Source organism: Mesorhizobium sp. M0166, assembly GCF_040322255.1.
GTDB lineage: Bacteria > Pseudomonadota > Alphaproteobacteria > Rhizobiales > Rhizobiaceae > Mesorhizobium.
This window is the reverse complement of sequence record NZ_JAMYTD010000011.1, coordinates 1-16,415: the sequence shown is the minus strand read 5'-3', so window position 1 is coordinate 16,415 and position 16,415 is coordinate 1. Positions and strand designations below refer to the sequence as shown.

19 protein-coding genes are annotated in these 16,415 nt (G+C 60.9%); 10 read left to right on the top strand and 9 right to left on the bottom strand.

Annotated elements, in window-relative coordinates; all coding sequences use genetic code 11:
* Positions 1 to 4 precede the first annotated feature (4 nt).
* Complete coding sequence (locus NKJ46_RS14600) at positions 5 to 1,051, bottom strand: class 1 fructose-bisphosphatase (RefSeq protein ID WP_352665674.1); 1,047 nt, start codon at positions 1,049 to 1,051, stop codon at positions 5 to 7.
* 123 nt (positions 1,052 to 1,174) lie between these two features.
* Here NKJ46_RS14600 and NKJ46_RS14595 point away from each other — a divergent pair, with 123 nt between their 5' ends.
* Complete coding sequence (locus NKJ46_RS14595) at positions 1,175 to 2,134, top strand: LysR family transcriptional regulator (protein WP_352665673.1); 960 nt, start codon at positions 1,175 to 1,177, stop codon at positions 2,132 to 2,134.
* A 208-nt stretch (positions 2,135 to 2,342) separates the two neighbouring features.
* Here NKJ46_RS14595 and NKJ46_RS14590 read toward each other — a convergent pair whose 3' ends face one another.
* The 3 genes from NKJ46_RS14590 to NKJ46_RS14580 all read right to left on the bottom strand — a co-directional run bounded on the left by NKJ46_RS14590 (position 2,343) and on the right by NKJ46_RS14580 (position 3,511).
* The gene (locus tag NKJ46_RS14590) at positions 2,343 to 2,642 is read right to left on the bottom strand and encodes a nuclear transport factor 2 family protein (protein ID WP_352665672.1); all 300 of its coding nucleotides are present in this window, start codon (positions 2,640 to 2,642) and stop codon (positions 2,343 to 2,345) included.
* A 169-nt stretch (positions 2,643 to 2,811) separates the two neighbouring features.
* Positions 2,812 to 3,045, bottom strand: a complete 234-nt coding sequence (locus NKJ46_RS14585) for a hypothetical protein (protein ID WP_352665671.1) — start codon at positions 3,043 to 3,045, stop codon at positions 2,812 to 2,814.
* A 103-nt stretch (positions 3,046 to 3,148) separates the two neighbouring features.
* Complete coding sequence (locus NKJ46_RS14580; protein WP_352665670.1) at positions 3,149 to 3,511, bottom strand: hypothetical protein; 363 nt, start codon at positions 3,509 to 3,511, stop codon at positions 3,149 to 3,151.
* Positions 3,512 to 3,591: 80 nt separating this feature from the next.
* Here NKJ46_RS14580 and NKJ46_RS14575 point away from each other — a divergent pair, with 80 nt between their 5' ends.
* From NKJ46_RS14575 to NKJ46_RS14560, 4 genes are all read left to right on the top strand, one after another.
* On the top strand, positions 3,592 to 4,170 hold the full coding sequence (locus tag NKJ46_RS14575) for a TetR/AcrR family transcriptional regulator (RefSeq protein WP_352665669.1): 579 nt from the start codon (positions 3,592 to 3,594) through the stop codon (positions 4,168 to 4,170).
* Positions 4,171 to 4,216: 46 nt separating this feature from the next.
* Positions 4,217 to 5,521, top strand: coding sequence for a beta-ketoacyl-ACP synthase II (gene fabF, locus NKJ46_RS14570; RefSeq protein ID WP_352665668.1), 1,305 nt, complete (start codon positions 4,217 to 4,219; stop codon positions 5,519 to 5,521).
* Positions 5,522 to 5,588: 67 nt separating this feature from the next.
* Positions 5,589 to 6,404: an oxidoreductase gene (locus tag NKJ46_RS14565; protein ID WP_292654870.1), complete on the top strand. Its 816-nt coding sequence runs from the start codon at positions 5,589 to 5,591 to the stop codon at positions 6,402 to 6,404.
* A gap of 295 nt (positions 6,405 to 6,699) precedes the next feature.
* Entirely contained in the window at positions 6,700 to 6,900 is a 201-nt protein-coding gene (locus NKJ46_RS14560; protein ID WP_352665667.1) for a hypothetical protein, read from the top strand.
* 27 nt (positions 6,901 to 6,927) lie between these two features.
* On the opposite strand, the gene NKJ46_RS14555 is transcribed toward NKJ46_RS14560, so the two are convergent.
* The 5 genes from NKJ46_RS14555 to NKJ46_RS14535 form a co-directional block, all read right to left on the bottom strand.
* Positions 6,928 to 7,557 (bottom strand): hypothetical protein, encoded by a 630-nt coding sequence (locus NKJ46_RS14555; RefSeq protein WP_352665666.1) that lies wholly within the window; start codon positions 7,555 to 7,557, stop codon positions 6,928 to 6,930.
* Positions 7,557 to 8,417 carry a lanthanide ABC transporter permease protein PedC gene (locus NKJ46_RS14550; protein ID WP_352665802.1) on the bottom strand — a complete coding sequence of 287 codons (861 nt, stop codon included), beginning with the start codon at positions 8,415 to 8,417 and terminating at the stop codon, positions 7,557 to 7,559. The genes NKJ46_RS14555 and NKJ46_RS14550 overlap by 1 nt, the downstream gene beginning before the upstream one ends.
* 11 nt (positions 8,418 to 8,428) lie before the next feature.
* Entirely contained in the window at positions 8,429 to 9,217 is a 789-nt protein-coding gene (locus NKJ46_RS14545; RefSeq protein WP_352665665.1) for a lanthanide ABC transporter ATP-binding protein PedB/LutE, read from the bottom strand.
* A gap of 98 nt (positions 9,218 to 9,315) precedes the next feature.
* Positions 9,316 to 10,287, bottom strand: coding sequence for a YVTN family beta-propeller repeat protein (locus NKJ46_RS14540; RefSeq protein WP_352665664.1), 972 nt, complete (start codon positions 10,285 to 10,287; stop codon positions 9,316 to 9,318).
* A gap of 20 nt (positions 10,288 to 10,307) precedes the next feature.
* Complete coding sequence (locus tag NKJ46_RS14535; protein WP_502903401.1) at positions 10,308 to 11,483, bottom strand: ABC transporter substrate-binding protein; 1,176 nt, start codon at positions 11,481 to 11,483, stop codon at positions 10,308 to 10,310.
* A gap of 329 nt (positions 11,484 to 11,812) precedes the next feature.
* Here NKJ46_RS14535 and NKJ46_RS14530 point away from each other — a divergent pair, with 329 nt between their 5' ends.
* From NKJ46_RS14530 to NKJ46_RS14510, 5 genes are all read left to right on the top strand, one after another.
* The gene (locus NKJ46_RS14530; protein WP_352665662.1) at positions 11,813 to 12,940 is read left to right on the top strand and encodes an S-(hydroxymethyl)glutathione dehydrogenase/class III alcohol dehydrogenase; all 1,128 of its coding nucleotides are present in this window, start codon (positions 11,813 to 11,815) and stop codon (positions 12,938 to 12,940) included.
* Between the two features lie 71 nt (positions 12,941 to 13,011).
* Positions 13,012 to 13,581, top strand: a complete 570-nt coding sequence (gfa, locus tag NKJ46_RS14525) for an S-(hydroxymethyl)glutathione synthase (protein ID WP_352665661.1) — start codon at positions 13,012 to 13,014, stop codon at positions 13,579 to 13,581.
* 404 nt (positions 13,582 to 13,985) lie between these two features.
* Positions 13,986 to 14,669, top strand: a complete 684-nt coding sequence (locus NKJ46_RS14520; protein ID WP_352665660.1) for a response regulator — start codon at positions 13,986 to 13,988, stop codon at positions 14,667 to 14,669.
* A 353-nt stretch (positions 14,670 to 15,022) separates the two neighbouring features.
* On the top strand, positions 15,023 to 16,060 hold the full coding sequence (locus NKJ46_RS14515; protein WP_352665801.1) for an IS110 family RNA-guided transposase: 1,038 nt from the start codon (positions 15,023 to 15,025) through the stop codon (positions 16,058 to 16,060).
* Positions 16,061 to 16,146: 86 nt separating this feature from the next.
* Positions 16,147 to 16,415: hypothetical protein (locus NKJ46_RS14510; RefSeq protein WP_352665659.1), on the top strand; the 269-nt coding region annotated here is incomplete at its 3' end.

The window sequence follows — 16,415 nt, the reverse complement described above, 5'->3', positions numbered from 1 at the left end:
GTCTTCAGGCCCTGAAAAGGCCGCGGCGGCTGAACAGCGGCGCGCGCTCGCCGATGGCGCTCGGCTCGGTGTGGTAGCGGGTGATGCGCGCGACTTCCCGCGCCGATCCGAAAATCATGGGCACGCGCTGGTGCAGGCTCTCGGGTTCGATTTCGAGGATGCGGGTGATCGTATCGGTGGCGGCACCGCCCGCCTGTTCGATGAGATAGGCGATCGGGTTTGCCTCATAGACGAGGCGAAGTCGCCCCTGCCTGTAGCCCTTGCGCTTGTCGCCTGGATACAGGAAGACGCCGCCGCGCATCAATATGCGGTAGCAGTCGGCGACCAGGGAGGCGATCCAGCGCATGTTGAAGTCCTTCTCGCGTGGGCCTTCGGTGCCTTCGAGGCAGTCGTCGATGTAGAGCCGCACCGCCTCGTCCCAGTGCCGGTAGTTGGCGGCGTTGATGGCAAATTCCTGGGTACGCTGGGGGATGACCCGGCTCTCATAGGCCTGGACGAACGTGCCGAGCCTGGCTGAGAGAACGAAGACATGCGTGCCGCTGCCGAGAGACAGAACGAGCGCCAGCTGCGGCCCGTAGATGAAGAAGCCGGCGCCCAGCTGGTTCACCCCTGCCTGCAAAAATGAGGCGGCCGGATTCTTATCCGGCGCACCAATTGCAGGGAGAAGCGAGAAGATCGTTCCGATCGACACGTTGGTGTCGATGTTGGAAGAGCCGTCGAGCGGGTCGATGGCGATGGCGAGAGGCGCTTGCGGGTCGAGAAGCACCGGCTGCTCCAGTTCCTCGGAAGCGTAGAGCGCGACCGGAGCGTGGCGCATGGCATCGAGAAAGATGTCGTCGGCGAAGACATCGAGATCCTTCTGAACATCGCCGTCAGCATTGGCGCCACGGGTTCCGGCAAAGGCGGTGCCGAGTACCCCTTGATTGATGGTGTTGCGGATCGTGGTGGCCGCCTGCGTCAGCCGACGGACGGTCATTACGACCGCGGCGCGCAGTTCGTCCGGCTCGCCGAGATAGGAGTTCAGAAAAGCGTCGAGCGTTGCCGCTGGCATCGTAACCTCCCGATCCAGCCGCCTCTCCTCGGATCGGCCGGATTGGGGAATGAAAACAAACGATGGTGGATAAGTAAAATTCAATAACTTTACTTTGACACTAAAAAAATTTTAGTATGCTGCATGAGAAATCTCACGCTCAAGCAGTTCAAGACCGTTCAGGCAATCGTCCGCCACGGGAAAATCGTCAGTGCAGCCAAAGTGTTAGGCCTGTCTCCTCCAGCGGTGACGATCCAGTTGCGGCAGGTTGAGGAAGAGTTCCAACTGGCCTTGTTTGACCGGACGGCGGACGGCATGCGTCCCACTGCCGCAGGTCTTGCCTTCGTCGAGACTGCACAGGCCATCGAGGAGCGGCTTCGTCTGCTCGAAGACAAGATGGATGCGATCAAGGGCGTGCGCGCCGGCAGCTTGCGACTCGGTGTCGTTTCCACGGCCAAATATTTCGCACCGCGGCTGATGGCTGCCTTCATGAAGGAACATCCCGACATCGACATGCGGCTTGCCATTGGCAATCGCGCTGAGACGATCGACAATCTGAAGAATCACGACATCGACATCGCGCTGATGGGACGCCCGGCGAAGGAAGTTCCGGTGCGTGCCTCGGTCTTCGGCGATCATCCGCTGGTCATCATCGCGCCGCCCGACCACCCGCTGGCCTCGGTGCGCGAGATATCCAAGGAGCGGATCGCCCAGGAACATTTCCTCATTCGCGAGTCCGGCTCCGGCACGCGCATCTCGCTGGAAATATTTTTGAGCGACGTGCCTGGCCGCATCGACGATCTCGGCGTCGAGATGGGCTCGAACGAGACGATCAAGCAAGCGGTGATGGCCGGGCTCGGCATCGCCTTCATCTCTGCCCACACCATCGCCGCAGAAATCGAGGCTGGCCGGCTGGTTATCCTCGACGTCGTCGGCATGCCGATCCGCCGGCAATGGTTTTCCGTGATGCGCAGCGATCACGCCATCTCGCCGGCGATGGCGACCTTCCACGATTTTCTGATGCGCAAGGGCGCGATGTACCTGCCACTGTTCGGCAAGCTCTATCCGCACGAGGAACTGAACAGTAGAGGTCGAGCGAGTTAGGGCGCGCGGCCCAAGACAAACGCTTCAGGCAAACGATGGTGCGTAGCAGCGGCTGATCGGCTGTGGTCTCCAGACCGACGTCCACGAGCAGAGGATCGGGAGGCTTCGCTGGTGGCACGCATTTGCCGAGGCGACCGCTACCGAAGCGCTGGGGCCACGGGGTAGCCCCCCACGTTCACGGAACGGGTGGGCTTTGACTGAGCGTCTGCTAGCCTACAATTGGTTCGGCGACAGCTTCTTCGAGGCCAGCTGCCGCTTGGGCGGCAAGACCGCGGGCCGCTGCTTGTGAATCGTAAAATTCCTCAAGTGCATAGACTCTGCCCCACCGCAGGGTGAACACGTGCAGACCACGGTTGACGTACGACGCGTCGCCATTGAGCAGCGTTGCAATGCCGTCCCACTGGGCAAACACGGTGGTATGCCACGGCCAGCCCTTCACCGAGATATGGTTGACCGTGAGATGGAGATTGGGCAGGACGCGGCCGAGGCGCTCAAACCAGCGGCGCATGGCTTCTTTGTCGTGGCGCTCGCCACCAAGCGCGTGGGCGCCGGAAACGCGGTGATGACATGCAGGGCGAGTGCCTTCGCCGCCTCATCCCAGCGATGGTTGTTGACGTGGTCGAAGCTCTCTCGGATCGATTTCTCGACAAAATAACTGTATAGCATTTGACCTCTCCTCAAGCATATTCGATGGCGTGATCGAGGGCACCGTGGCGCTCCGTCCGCTGATTTCTGACGATGCTCGCCGCCATTGGGGAACGCTGGCGTTGATCCGGTGGAACCTCGTTGGTTTCTGTCCGGTGGCCCCCTGTCGTCGCCGTCTCTAATACGGCTTTTGCCTGCTCCTGGCGGTCTCGAGAGGACCATCCGAACAGGACGCCCGCCAGCACAATGGCGGGTCTCGTTTTCATGCCCATCTCCTCATATCGAGTAGATCGCGTTCGACCTCTACGTCGGCCGCGCGGACGCGAGACCGACGGTCCGTAGCACGCAGGTTGCGGTCTGCACGTCGGGTTAGCGCATTGTCGCGTCGGCTCGCAGATCCATGGCAGCCTCGGTCGAGACCGTCACCTGCTCGCCGGACCTTTCGAACGCGTAAAGCGAGCCCTGGTGGCCCGGCATGGAAAAAGCCACGGAGTCATGGTCGGCGAGACCCATTACAACGCGCAGCGGATCGCCCCCGGTCTTCGGCGCGAAGGTGGCGGTGACCTCCAGGAGGCCGCCGTCGACCGGGACGTAGTAGACCACCATGTCAAGGTGTCCCTCGTGCAGGCTGACGCCCTCGATCGGGCGTCCGATGGTGGCTTCCTCGGCAAAAGCCGGGGTCGCAAGAAACAGCGCGGCCAGAAGCGATGCGCTCAGGATTTTGCGGGTCATTTCGTATCTCCTTTTTTAGATTGCGTTCGAACTCTATATAAGGTATAGATTACGAATGCAATCTAAAAAAGAGGTCGACAATGCGCGTAAGTCGTACTCAGGCCGCGGAAAACCGCGAAACCGTAATCAACGTGGCAAGCCGCCTTTTTCGCGAGCGCGGCTTTGACGGTATCGGCCTTAAGGATCTGATGAAGGGTGCCGGACTGACCCAAGGCGCGTTTTACAAACAGTTCGCATCCAAGGACGACCTGGCGGCGCAGGCGTCCAGGCGGGCGATGGAGAGCGCCACCCGTCGATGGTCGGCCGCGACGGCCGAAAACCCTGATGACCCGCTTGGGGCGGTGATCGCGTTCTACCTCAGTATGGACCATCGCGGAGAAAAGATGGACGGCTGCCCGATCGTGGCGCTCGGCTCGGATGCCGCCAGACAGGGCAAGGACGTGAAAGCGCCGTTCGAAGCCGGGATCAAGGAGCATCTCGAGATCCTCGGCCGTTTCCTTGCCGAGGCCAATGGCGGGGAGTTCGATGGTAAGGCCATGGCCATTCTCTCGACGATGGTCGGTGCGCTGATGTTATCGCGCGTCATCAACGATCCTGACCTCGCGCAGGCCTTTCTGGATGCGGCGGCCAATCAGGTTCGTGAATCAGCCGACGCTTGAACGGCGTGGCTGCGCCGGCGGCGCGCCCGAACTGATAGGAAAATAGATGCGACGGATTGTTGTTACGGGCATGGGTGCGGTCACGCCCCTTGCTGCCGATGTTGAAACGTCCTGGTCGCGTCTCCTGGCCGGCCGCTCGGGCATCCGGAGGCTTGCGGATGATGTGGTGGGCGACCTGCCGGCGAAGGTCGGCGGGGTAGTGCCCTCCGCAGAAGAAGATCCGGACGCCGGTTTCGATCCGGAAGCCGTCCTTCCGCTGAAGGATCAGCGCAAGGTAGACCGGTTCATTGTCTTTGCGTTGGCGGCGGCAGAAGAGGCGCTCGCCCAAGCAAGATGGGTCCCCGCCTCGAAAGCGGATCGCTTGCGCACGGCCACGATCATCGCCTCGGGCGTCGGCGGGTTCCCGGCCATAACCGAGGCGGTGCGCACGGTCGACCGGCGCGGCGTCCGCCGTCTATCACCTCTTACGGTGCCGTCCTTCCTGGTGAACCTCGCGGCAGGCCACATCTCGATACGCCATGGCTTCAAAGGTCCGCTCGGCGCACCGGTGACGGCGTGCGCGGCCGGCATTCAGGCGATCGGCGATGCGGCTCGGCTAATCCGCGCCAACGAGGCCGATATTGCTGTGTGCGGCGGGACGGAAGCATGCATGAATCTTGTTAGCCTCGGTGGGTTTGCCGCGGCACGCTCTCTTTCGACCTCCTTTAATCACCGTCCTGATGAGGCCTCCCGACCGTTCGACAAGTCGCGGGACGGCTTCGTCATGGGCGAGGGAGCCGGCATGCTGGTCATCGAGGAATTGAGCCACGCGCTGGCGCGCGGCGCAAGACCGCTGGCCGAGCTTGTCGGCTACGGCACGACTGCGGATGCTCATCACGTCACCTCCGGTCCCGAGGACGGCGACGGTGCGCGCCGGGCCATGGAGATCGCAGTCGCCCAAGCAGGGATCTCGCCCCGCGAGGTTCATCATCTCAATGCCCATGCGACCTCCACGCCGGTAGGCGACCTGGGTGAGATCGAAGCGATCAAGAGCGTATTCGGGCGCGATTTCGCGATAGCTGTCAGTGCAACGAAATCGGCGACCGGACACCTGCTCGGAGCCGCCGGCGGGCTCGGAGCTATCTTCGCAATCCTGGCACTCAGGGATCAGATGGCACCGCCGACCCTCAATCTGAGCACTCCCGATCCAGCCGGCGACGGGATCGACTTCGTCGCAAACCGGGCCCGGCCGATGGCGATGGGCTATGCGATCTCCAATGGCTTCGGCTTCGGAGGCGTTAATGCCAGCGCGCTGTTCCGGCGCTGGACGGATGATCTCGCCGGTGCGAGCACCGGAGGCGCTCGTGATTGATGCCTTTCGCTCCGACCTGTCGTGCTTCCCCCAACGTCAATTCAATACGAAGAAAGAAGTGACCTTCATGAATAAGACCAATCTAGGCGTCGCCCTGGTGACCGGCGCATCCAGCGGCATCGGGCACACAACGGCCAAAGCCCTGCAGAACGCGGGCTTTCGTGTGTTCGGAACCAGCCGTCGCGCGGTCGCCGACCGATCCGACGGCGTTACCATGCTGGCCTGCGACGTGACCGATGACACGTCCGTGGCGAAACTTGTCCAGGACGTGCTGGCCGAGACCGGGCGCATCGACCTGCTCGTCAACAATGCCGGCGTTGGCCTGCTTGGTGGCGCGGAGGAGTCCTCGATGGCCCAGGCCAAGTCGTTATTTGACGTGAACGTCTTTGGCGTTATGCGGGTAACCAAAGCGGTGTTGCCGACAATGCGCCGTCAAGGCAAGGGCAGAATCGTCAATTTGAGCTCGGTGCAGGGGTTCATCCCAGCTCCCTATTTCGCGCTCTATTCGTCGACCAAACATGCCGTTGAGGGCTATTCCGAATCGCTCGACCACGAACTGCGTACTTTCGGAATTCGCGTCGTGTTGGTGGAGCCCGCCTATACCCGCACCTCGTTTGAAGAAAATCTCGCCAGGCCGGATCAGTTGCTTGATATCTATGACTCTGCGCGCGCTGGCATGAATGCAGCTGTGCGGAAAGCGATGGAAAAAGGCGATGCGCCGGAAGTGGTAGCCAGGACCGTTTTGGCGGCTGCGACCGATCCCGCTCCGAAGAGGCGCTATGCGGCTGGAAAAATGGCGCGCCAGGTCAGTTTCCTGCGCCGTTTCGTCCCCGCATCCGCATTCGACAAAAGCCTGCGAAAGCAGAACGGGCTTCCGGTCTGAGGTCGACAACAATGATAGTCCTGTTTGGGTCGAGCCTATGGGAGCGCGCGTTCCAGGAGTTCACATTTTTTGGCACTGGCACAGCCAGACGCGCATCTTCGATGCGCACGCGTCCGCGACTGAGCCCTGCGGTCATTGGAGTTAGATTAGCGTCATGTTATATTGCGGCGCGAAAGAGCGGGGGCCACGTTCCTTTCACACCCGTAAGTGATCCGTATGTGCGACCCCTGCAGACTGGTCGGTATCACGGAAGCTCCCGGGCATGGGGTTCGGGATTCGATGGGGACAAGGGGTAATGCTCTACACGCTGGTTATGATGGTCTGCCTGACGGATGTGCCGCAGACCTGTGAACAACGCGAACAGATGGTGGACGGCCTGGCGATGAATCCCGGGACCGCCTTCGTGCAGGCGCAATCGCTGGTAGCCCAGTGGATCGGGACGCATCCCGGTTATTTCGTTCAGCGCTGGCGCGTGCTGCCCGGCCGCGGATCGTGATATCCGCCGCGAAGATTGAATGAGGTTCTATTTCTTCGCGGCGAGCGTTTCCGAGACGACCTTGGACAATTGATAAAGCCGCTGCTCGATTATCGTCGGCACTTCACAGACGTAAGTCAGTGATTGGACGCGTTCATTGAAAATTCGCGTTGCGAATTTCAGCTGTTCGGTTCGCCGATCGATCTCGCCGGGATCTGCATCCGGCCTTGCCCGCAACGCATCGACATCGGACGCTTCCTTGCGCAATGCGGCGGCCATTTGGAGCTGCTTGTGGGCATAGCGCGAAATGCCCGAGATCACCTGCGAGCGCTCGGCGTCCAGGTGATCGAACATGCCTTGCACCAGCATCGCCATTTTGGATGCAAGTTGCTCGGCCGGCAAGGAGGCGGCGAAATCCCTGATCTTCTTTTGAGCTTCCGCAATCGGCGTCCGGCGAGCTGCCACTTCCTCGACCAGGGCGGAGATGGTGGGGTCCTTCGACCAGTCCTTCGCCGCTGAAGGAAGGTCCGGTCCGGTCCAGATCTGGCCCAGCGAGAGTTGCGGCACCTTGCGCTGTATGCAGGGCCAGTCCGGATCGGGGTTGGCCGCCATGACGTTGACGCCCGGCGCCAGCATCGCGACCAGAGCCAGGCCGCGAACAAGGCTCATTCGTGCCATCAGGCATTTCCTCCCGTGTCCTGTTTGCGGGTCATCAGGCCGCGCGAAGGGTCGTAGGCGATGATGGCGGCGGCAAGGAACAGCAGCGTGCAGCCGGCAACGACGCCCAGCGACAGCCAGTCAACCTGGCCGTAGAAGGCGAAGCGGATCAGTTCGACGGCGTAAGTAAACGGATTGGCGAGGCAGATTTTGTAGAGCAGGGGGCTAGCCTCCTGGATACGCCACAAGGGATAGAGTGCCGGAGAAGCGAAATAGCCGGGAAAGATGACGAAGTTCATGATGCCAGCGAAGTTTTCGAGCTGCTTGATCATCGAAGACAAAAGCATGCCGAGCGCGCACAGCATCATGCCTGACAGGAACAGCGCCGGCAGTACGGTGAGATAGCCAAGCGGCGGCGCCTTGACGCCCCAGAACCAGGCAACGATCAGGAACGCGTAAACCTGCGCGATCGACACGGCGACACCGGCGAGCATCTTCGAGATCAGTAAAAACCAACGCGGGAAGGGGCTGACCAGCAGGGTGCGCATGTTGCCCATTTCGCGGTCATAGACCATCGACAGTGAAGACTGCATGCCCGAAAACAGCAGAATCATGCCGCACAGGCCCGGCGTGATGTAGACCTCGTAGAGCACGTAGGTCTTGTAGGGCGGGATGATTGATACGCCGAGCACCTGCCGGAATCCTGCGGCAAAAATGAACAGCCAGACGAGCGGCCGAACCAGCGAGGATATGAAGCGCTCGCGCTGATGCAGGAAGCGCAGGCACTCCCGCACGACGATCCCTTTGAGGCAAACGAGGTAGTGGCGGAGCCCAAACTGTTCGAACTTCACCGGCGTGCGGGCGGCGACTTTTGCGGGCATTGCCGGAGCGCTCATGGCGACATCTCCGCGATGCCGCTTGTTTCGATGCGGTTGAGCCTGGAAAAAGCGTCGCGGATCGAACTGGCACCGCTCGTCGCAACGACATCGGCCACCTTACCCTTGGCAACCAGGTCGCCCTGCCGCAGCACGACGACATGGTCGCCGTCTTCGACCTCATCAATCAGATGCGTCGCCCACAGCACGCCGATGCCCTCGGTTTCGACGAGTTTGCGGATGGTGGCCAAAATTCCCGCACGCGACTGAATGTCGAGACCGACCGTCGCCTCGTCGAGCAACAGCAGGGAAGGCCGGTGGAGCAGCGCTCGCGCGATCTCGATTCGCCGCATTTGGCCGCCGGAAAGACTGCGTGCCTTATCATGCTGACGGCCCTGCATGTTGACTGTATCGAGCAGCGCGGCAATGCGCTGCCGCGCTTGGTGTCCGCCAATGCCATGCAGCGAGGCGTGGTAGGAGAGGTTCTGGTGGACGCTGAGGTCGAGGTCGAGCGTGCGTGCCTGGAACACGATGCCGACACGCCTGAGTGCTTCGCCCGATGCGCGGCTGACGTCATGGCCGAAGATGCGGATCGACCCGCGGCGGGTGCCGTAGAGATGGCTGATCAGTGAAAACAAAGTTGTCTTGCCGGCGCCGTTGAGGCCGAGCAGAACGGTGAAAGTTCCCGGCGCGATTGAGAATGAGACGTCGTGGAGCGCCCGCTTCGGACCATAGGAATGGCTGATACCGGCAACATCGAGCGCCGCCACCTCCTCTCCAGCTCCGCCTGTCATCACATGCTGCATGCGGCTGGCTCCTTCGGTGCGCGCTGGTTATCTAGTGCACTTGCAACAGCCCCGCGGCAAAGATTTGTCATGTCGGCCTCCCTGATCATCGCTGCGGTTTAGTGGGGCGAAATGGCCACGCCCCAAGGCTGCTGGCCCACCGTAACCGATTGAACCGGCTCGTCGGTCGCCGTGTCGATGAAGGTGATGTCGTTGGAATTGCCGTTGGTGGTGATCAGCGTCTTCTGATCAGGGGTGAAGTCGAGATGCCAGACGCGCTGGCCGACCAGGATATATTTTTCCACCTCGTAGGTTTCGGTGTTGATAACGGCGACATGGTTCGCTGGGCCGAGCGCGACATAGGCTTTCTTGCCGTCGGCGCTGATCGCGATGCCAACTGGCTGGATAGTTTCGGGCCGTAGTCCCGCAATCGCGAACTGAATCTTCTTCACCACCTCGCGTTTGAGACTGTCGATGACGCTGACGGTGCCGCCGATTTCGGCGCTGACCCAGATCTGTGATCCGTCGGGCTTGAATTGCGCAAAGCGCGGACGCGTGTCGACCAGGACATTGTCGGTCACCTCATGGCTGTCGGTGTCGATGAAATGCGCCATGCTGGTGGTTTCGGAGGTGTTGACCATGGTTTTGCCATCGGGACTGACGGCCATGCCTTCAGGCTCCACCCCAACGGGAATCTCGGTCATGACCTGCTTGCTCTCGATGTTGATCGCGGTGACGAGATTGTCGTCCTCGTTGGCGACGTAGAGCGTCTTGCCGTCGGGCGATAGCACGAACAGTTCGGGATCGGGGCCCGATGGCAGCGTGCCCACGATCTGCAGCGTCGCGGTATCGATGATCTCGATCGTATCGTCATCGCTGGCGCACAAATAGATGAATTTGCCGTCATGCGAGATGGTGATGCCGCGCGGCCTCTGGCCGACTTCGACGGTCTTCACCACTTTCATCGTCGCCGTGTCGACGACCGTTATCGTATTGTCTTTCTCGTTGGAGACATAAACGGTGTAAGCCCACGCCGGATTGACCATGAAGCCGGTTGCGAGAATGGCGAGTGCGCAAGCTCGTCTCTGCACGAAAATTCCTCCCGATTGGTCTACTTAAGGACGCATTTGGTTTCCGGCTGATCGACGCCGAGCGTATCGAGCTCGGAGATCTGGTGGAGATAACCCTCCTGTGGCGATGTCGAGACCACGGATTTGGTGTCGCCGAGCAGGATTGGCTGGCGAAGCTGGTGGTTCCACTTGCGGAAGGTCAGCTTCTGTCCCTTGAAGGCGGCGACCGAGAAATCATCCGAGCGGATGTAGTCGCTGATCTTCTTCGGATCGTCGCCATTGGTGCGCGTGCTGGCTTCGCCCACGGCCCGCACCGCCGTCCAGGCCGACATATCCTTGGACAGCATTCGCCGGCCGGTCGTCCTCAGGAAACGGCTTTGCATTTGAATGCCGCCCCATTGCTCGCTCGCGGGGTGCCAGGAGGATGCGACAAGACCGGCCGTGCCAGCGACCAGCCGCGGTGTCCATGTGCGGTAGGGTACATAGGTTCCGAACACCTCGCTCTCATCGGCAACAAGCACCACGTCATGGTCCGGCAGATCCTGCGTGAACACGGAAATCTGCTGCTGTATCTGCGTGGCGCCGGTGTCGGTGCGGCGCGCCGTGCCGGTGTCTTTGAATTCCTTCTCGGCGACGATCTGACCGCCGAAGCGGGCCGCCGCGCGGCGCAACGCGGCCGCATAGAGATGATCCGGCTCATGCGAACCGTAGAGCAGCACCCAATTCGGCCATTTCTTTACCACCAGATACTGCGCCAGAGCGTCGGCCAGCATGCTTCGCGTCGGCGCCACATGGAAAATGTTTATGCGGCAGTCTTCCTCGCGCAGGCTGTCGTCAGTGGCGCCGACATTGAAGACCAGAACGCCCTTGTCGCGGGCGATATCGGCGATCGACAGCAATTGCTTGGCCGAGAGGTCCGCGACGACATAGCGGTCACCTTTGGCAATCAGATCGTTGAACGCCTGAACCGCGTCGGCGTCCGGCTTGACCTCGGCTATATCGAGGTTGAATTTCTGGCTGAGGAACTTTCCTGTCGTATTGTTATCGCCGATCGCCACATTGGCGCCGGCGACACCTTCGTCGCGTGGCGGCAGGTCCAGAAGCGAAAGTGCCAGTTGCGGCGCGTAGGCCCGCAAATAACCTATTCTGATTTCAGCTATCTTTCTTTCTGGCCTGTCGGTTGCGACCGGTTGCTTGCCCGTCGCTTCCTGGGCCATCACGTCCGCAATGTTGGCGGTCTGGAAAAATAAGCACAAAAAGGCCGCGAGAGTGCCTGGCACCGCGCTCATCATCGATAAAACTGCCCATTCTTGCACTAAAGTCCGATTGTTCCCGGACCAGCGCGAATTCAAGGTGCCCACAATGAGCTTAGCGGACCCGACAAGATTTATCAAAGCCCTGCAAGTGGACTTGCGTGTCTGCTTTAGTCCTATGGCTTTTCGCGGAGATACGCGGTGAATGAGCGTGTTGCGGTCTTCGACTCCGAGATCATCCGCAGCAATGCCGGAATGTGAAACTCTATGGGTTGTCTTGGGAGGATTGCCTGATGAAAACGCGCGCCGCTGTCGCCGTTGCCGCCGGAAAGCCGCTGGAGATCATGGAGGTCGACCTCGAAGGTCCCCGCGATGGCGAGGTGCTGGTCGAGATCAAGGCAACCGGCATCTGCCACACCGACGAGTTCACGCTGTCGGGCGCCGACCCGGAAGGCCTGTTTCCGGCGATCCTCGGCCATGAAGGCGCCGGCATCGTCGTCGACGTCGGCAAGGGCGTCACCTCGGTCAGGAAGGGCGACCATGTCATCCCGCTCTATACGCCGGAATGCCGGCAGTGCCCGTCCTGCCTGTCGCGCAAGACCAACCTGTGCACCGCCATCCGCGCCACGCAGGGACAGGGCTTGATGCCCGACGGCACCTCGCGCTTCTCGATCGGCAAGGACAAGCTGTTCCACTATATGGGCTGCTCGACCTTTTCCAACTTCACCGTGCTGCCCGAGATCGCGGTGGCCAAGGTCAATGCCGACGCCCCGTTCGACAAGATCTGCTACATCGGCTGCGGCGTCACCACCGGCATCGGTGCTGTCATCAACACGGCCAAGGTCGAGCAAGGCGCGACCGCCGTCGTCTTCGGCCTCGGCGGCATCGGCCTCAACGTCATCCAGGGCCTGCGCCTAGCCGGCGCCGACATGATCATCGGCGTCGACCTGAACAACGACAAGAAGGCATGGGGCGAGAAATTCGGCATGACGCATTTCGTCAATCCGAAGGAGATCGACGGCGATGTCGTGGCGCATCTCGTCAACATGACCAAGCGCGGCGCCGACCAGATCGGTGGCGCCGACTACACGTTCGACTGCACCGGTAACACCAAAGTCATGCGCCAGGCGCTTGAATCGTCGCATCGCGGCTGGGGCAAGTCGGTCGTCATCGGCGTTGCCGGCGCCGGCCAGGAGATCTCGACGCGGCCGTTCCAGCTGGTCACCGGCCGCACCTGGATGGGCACCGCCTTCGGCGGCGCGCGCGGCCGCACCGACGTGCCGAAGATCGTCGACTGGTACATGGCCGGCAAGATCGAGATCGATCCGATGATCACCCACACGCTGAAGCTCGAGGACATCAACAAGGGTTTTGACCTGATGCATGAAGGCAAGTCGATCAGGAGCGTGGTGGTTTACTGAGGAGGAGAAAGCCGCCGGCTAACCAGCCAGCGGCCGAAAAATGCAGATGTTCAAAACGGGAGGAGACAAAAATGCCGGAAAAACTGCATCCTAAAATCGACAATGGACTGCCACGGGAAAAGGCCGATTTTGCCGGCGGCACGCTGGTCTGCGCCTGCACCAGCAACCCGGTCAAGGTGAAGGTCAAAGGCCAGATCGCCCACAACCATGCCTGCGGCTGCACCAAATGCTGGAAGCCGGAAGGCGCACTGTTCTCGGTCGTGGCGGTTGCCGGTACAAACGACGTGACGGTAACCGAAAACGGCGACAAGCTGAAGGTCGTCGATCCGGGCGCGCTGATCCTGCGCCATGCCTGCACCGGCTGCGGCGTCCACATGCACGGCCCGGTCGAGCGCGACCACGCGTTCAAGGGGCTGTCCTTCATCCATCCCGAGCGCTTCCAGGAAGACGGCTGGTCGCCGCCGGGCTTCACCGCCTTTGTCTCGTCGATCATCGAGTCCGGTGTCGATCCGAGCCGCATGGACGGCATAAGGTCACAGCTGAAGTCGATCGGGCTCGAACCTTATGATTGCCTCAATCCCGGCCTGATGGACTATATCGCCACCTGGACGGCCAAGAGATCCGGCGCGTTGCCGGCCTAACGACCGATCAGACATTATCCTTTGGGGGCCGGACGAAATCGCCCGGTCCCATGCGTTGGAACGAACGCAGGCGAGCGCGTAGACGGACGCGCTTCGTAAGTCATTGCCGACGTGCTGTCAGCCTCGGCGGCGTTGGGCTCAACGGGAATACGCTGGAATTGGTCCAACCGGATCGTGTGGCTTCAACATCAGCGACTGCGATCAGTTGGTTCTGACTTGGCGCAGCCCAGATCGGCCGATTTGGGCCACCGGGCAAGGCATTGCATTTTGGAACGGCCACATCTGCCGCGTGGCGCCGCGGGAATCATGGGCACATTCTGCTTTAGCCGGCCAAGATGGCAATGTACTATTTGCCAATAAGCTGGCCATGGTTGCAGGACTATTCTAGGCCAAACCAAACCGAAATGAAGCTGATGACCGATCGCGCCAGGTTCCTGATCATTGACGACCATCCGCTGTTTCGCGAGGCCCTGCATAGTGCCGTGCAGATGGCCTATCCGGAAGTCGACACGGTCGAGGCACGCTCGATTGCCGAGGCGCTCGAGCTTCTGACGGATGCCAAGCCATTCGACCTGGCGCTACTCGATCTCAGTATGCCCGACGTGCATGGGTTTGACGGGCTGCTGCAGCTCAGGACGCGCTATCCGCGCCTGCCGGTGGTCATCGTCTCCGGCTATGAGGAACCGAAGATCATTTCCGAGGCGCTGTCCTACGGTGCGGCTGGCTTCATCCCGAAATCGGCGCGCAAGAGCGACCTTGCGGCCGCCATCCGCTCGGTGATGGAAGGCGCGATCTATGTTCCCGAAGCTTATGAAGGCCGGCCGCGCGACGTCGAAAGCACCGACCGCGCCGAGATGGTGCAGCGCCTGGCTACGCTGACGCCGCAGCAGCTCAAAGTGCTGCAGATGCTGCGCCAGGGCCTGCTCAACAAGCAGATCGCCTATGAGCTGCAGGTCGGCGAGACCACCGTCAAGGCGCATGTCTCCGAAATTCTGCGTAAGCTCAACGTCTACAGCCGTACCCAGGCGGTGATCGAGGTCTCGAAGCTCGACAATGCCGAGCTGTTTCGGGACCAGGCAGGGTTTTGAGAGCGCTCGCTAAAAAGCGCACTGTCACCGTAGTCGACCGCACTCGTGTCACCGCAATCGGGCTAGACTAGTTTCCGTCCACAAACGTCAAACTGTTGATTTTATTGCCTAAATCGTGACTTTGCGCGGGCAAGGCCCGGCGGTTTCAGGTACACTTTGGTCTCATGCCACTGATTCCAAAGTACAATCTGCAACCGCCGGAGCCGACAATGCGCCAAGAACGCACCGTCCAAGATGGGGTATTCGGCTTGCGCCCCATCTTGGCGGAGCGGCATGGAGGTGCTGCGCTTCGAGCTGATGGTAGAACGTGGTCTGTCCGAAACAGCCGCAAGCATCAGGAAAGGAAGCGCAGCATGAAACATTATGCAGGATTGGACGTCTCGGTGAAAGAGACGGCAGTGTGCATCGTCGACGAAACAGGCACGGTTTGCCGCGAGATGAAAGTTCCCAGCCATCCGGAGGATCTTGCGCGGGTGCTCAAGGATCCTGCCTGGAACTTTGAGCGGATCGGTCTTGAAGCCGGGCCCTTATCGCAATGGCTGTTCGAGGGCCTTGCAAAAGCCGGCCTGCCGTTGATCTGCATTGAGACGCGTCACACCAAGGCATTCCTGAAGGCGCAGGTGAACAAGACCGACCGCAATGACGCGCGCGGCATCGCACAGATGATGCGGGTCAACCTGTTCCGCCCGGTGCATGTGAAGACCCTGACGAGCCAGAAGCGTCGGGCGTTGCTGACGGCGCGCAAGCTGCTGCAGGAAAAGGCGATTGCCATCGAGAACGACATCCGCGGGCTGCTGCGCAACTTCGGGCTCAAGGTCGGCATCGTCGGTACGGTCAAATTCGAGCAACGCATCCACGAACTGGTTGAAGGCATGCCTGATCTGGCCGAAATCGTCGAACCGCTTCTCGACGCTCGCGGCAAGCTGCGCCAGCACTTTGCCACCCTTCACCGCAAGCTTTTGGCGATCGTCCGGGATGAGGAAGTTTGCCGCCGACTGATGACGACACCAGGTGTAGGCCCGGTCGTGGCTCTGGCCTATACCACCACCATCGACATTCCGGCCCGCTTCCGCAATTCGAAAGCGGTCGGACCGGTTTTGGGTCTGACACCTGTGCTCCATGAGTCGGGCGAAAGCCGCCGGGTCGGCCGGATCTCGTTATGCGGTGACGATATGATGCGAACGCTGCTCTACGAAGCCGCGCAGGTCCTACTGACGCGCGTGACGAAGTGGTCCTGGCTGAAGGCCTGGGCGATGAACGTCGCCAAGCGGCGTGGTCGGCAGCGGGCCATCGTTGCGCTCGCCCGTAGACTAGCGGTGATCATGCATCGCATGTGGAGCGATGGCACACGGTTCCGCTGGACAAAGGAAAGCACACCGGTCGCCGTCTGAACTGGGCCGTTAAGAAGGAGACAACAAAGTTCCACTTGCCGGTGGAAAAACGTCCTTCGCGGGACGATGGATGAGGTGAGTTCGCTATGCTGGCGGTGCCGATCGTACATCAGGACGCGTCCAAGATTGTTCCACCTCGTTCTGCGGATTCCCCATACTGGGAGGGCCAAGGCGCCGATCCCGAAGAGAAGCAAGACCCGCGAAAGACGTCAGATGCCGGCGAAGCGGAAAGCTCGAAAGTGCTTGACCTCAAGCCGCCGAATAGAGAAGAAGCCAGCATATTCGATCTTTTCGCCACACACGAGATCGGCCACGAGTTGAAGGCGATGTCGCAATGGCTGGATGAGCATTGCGA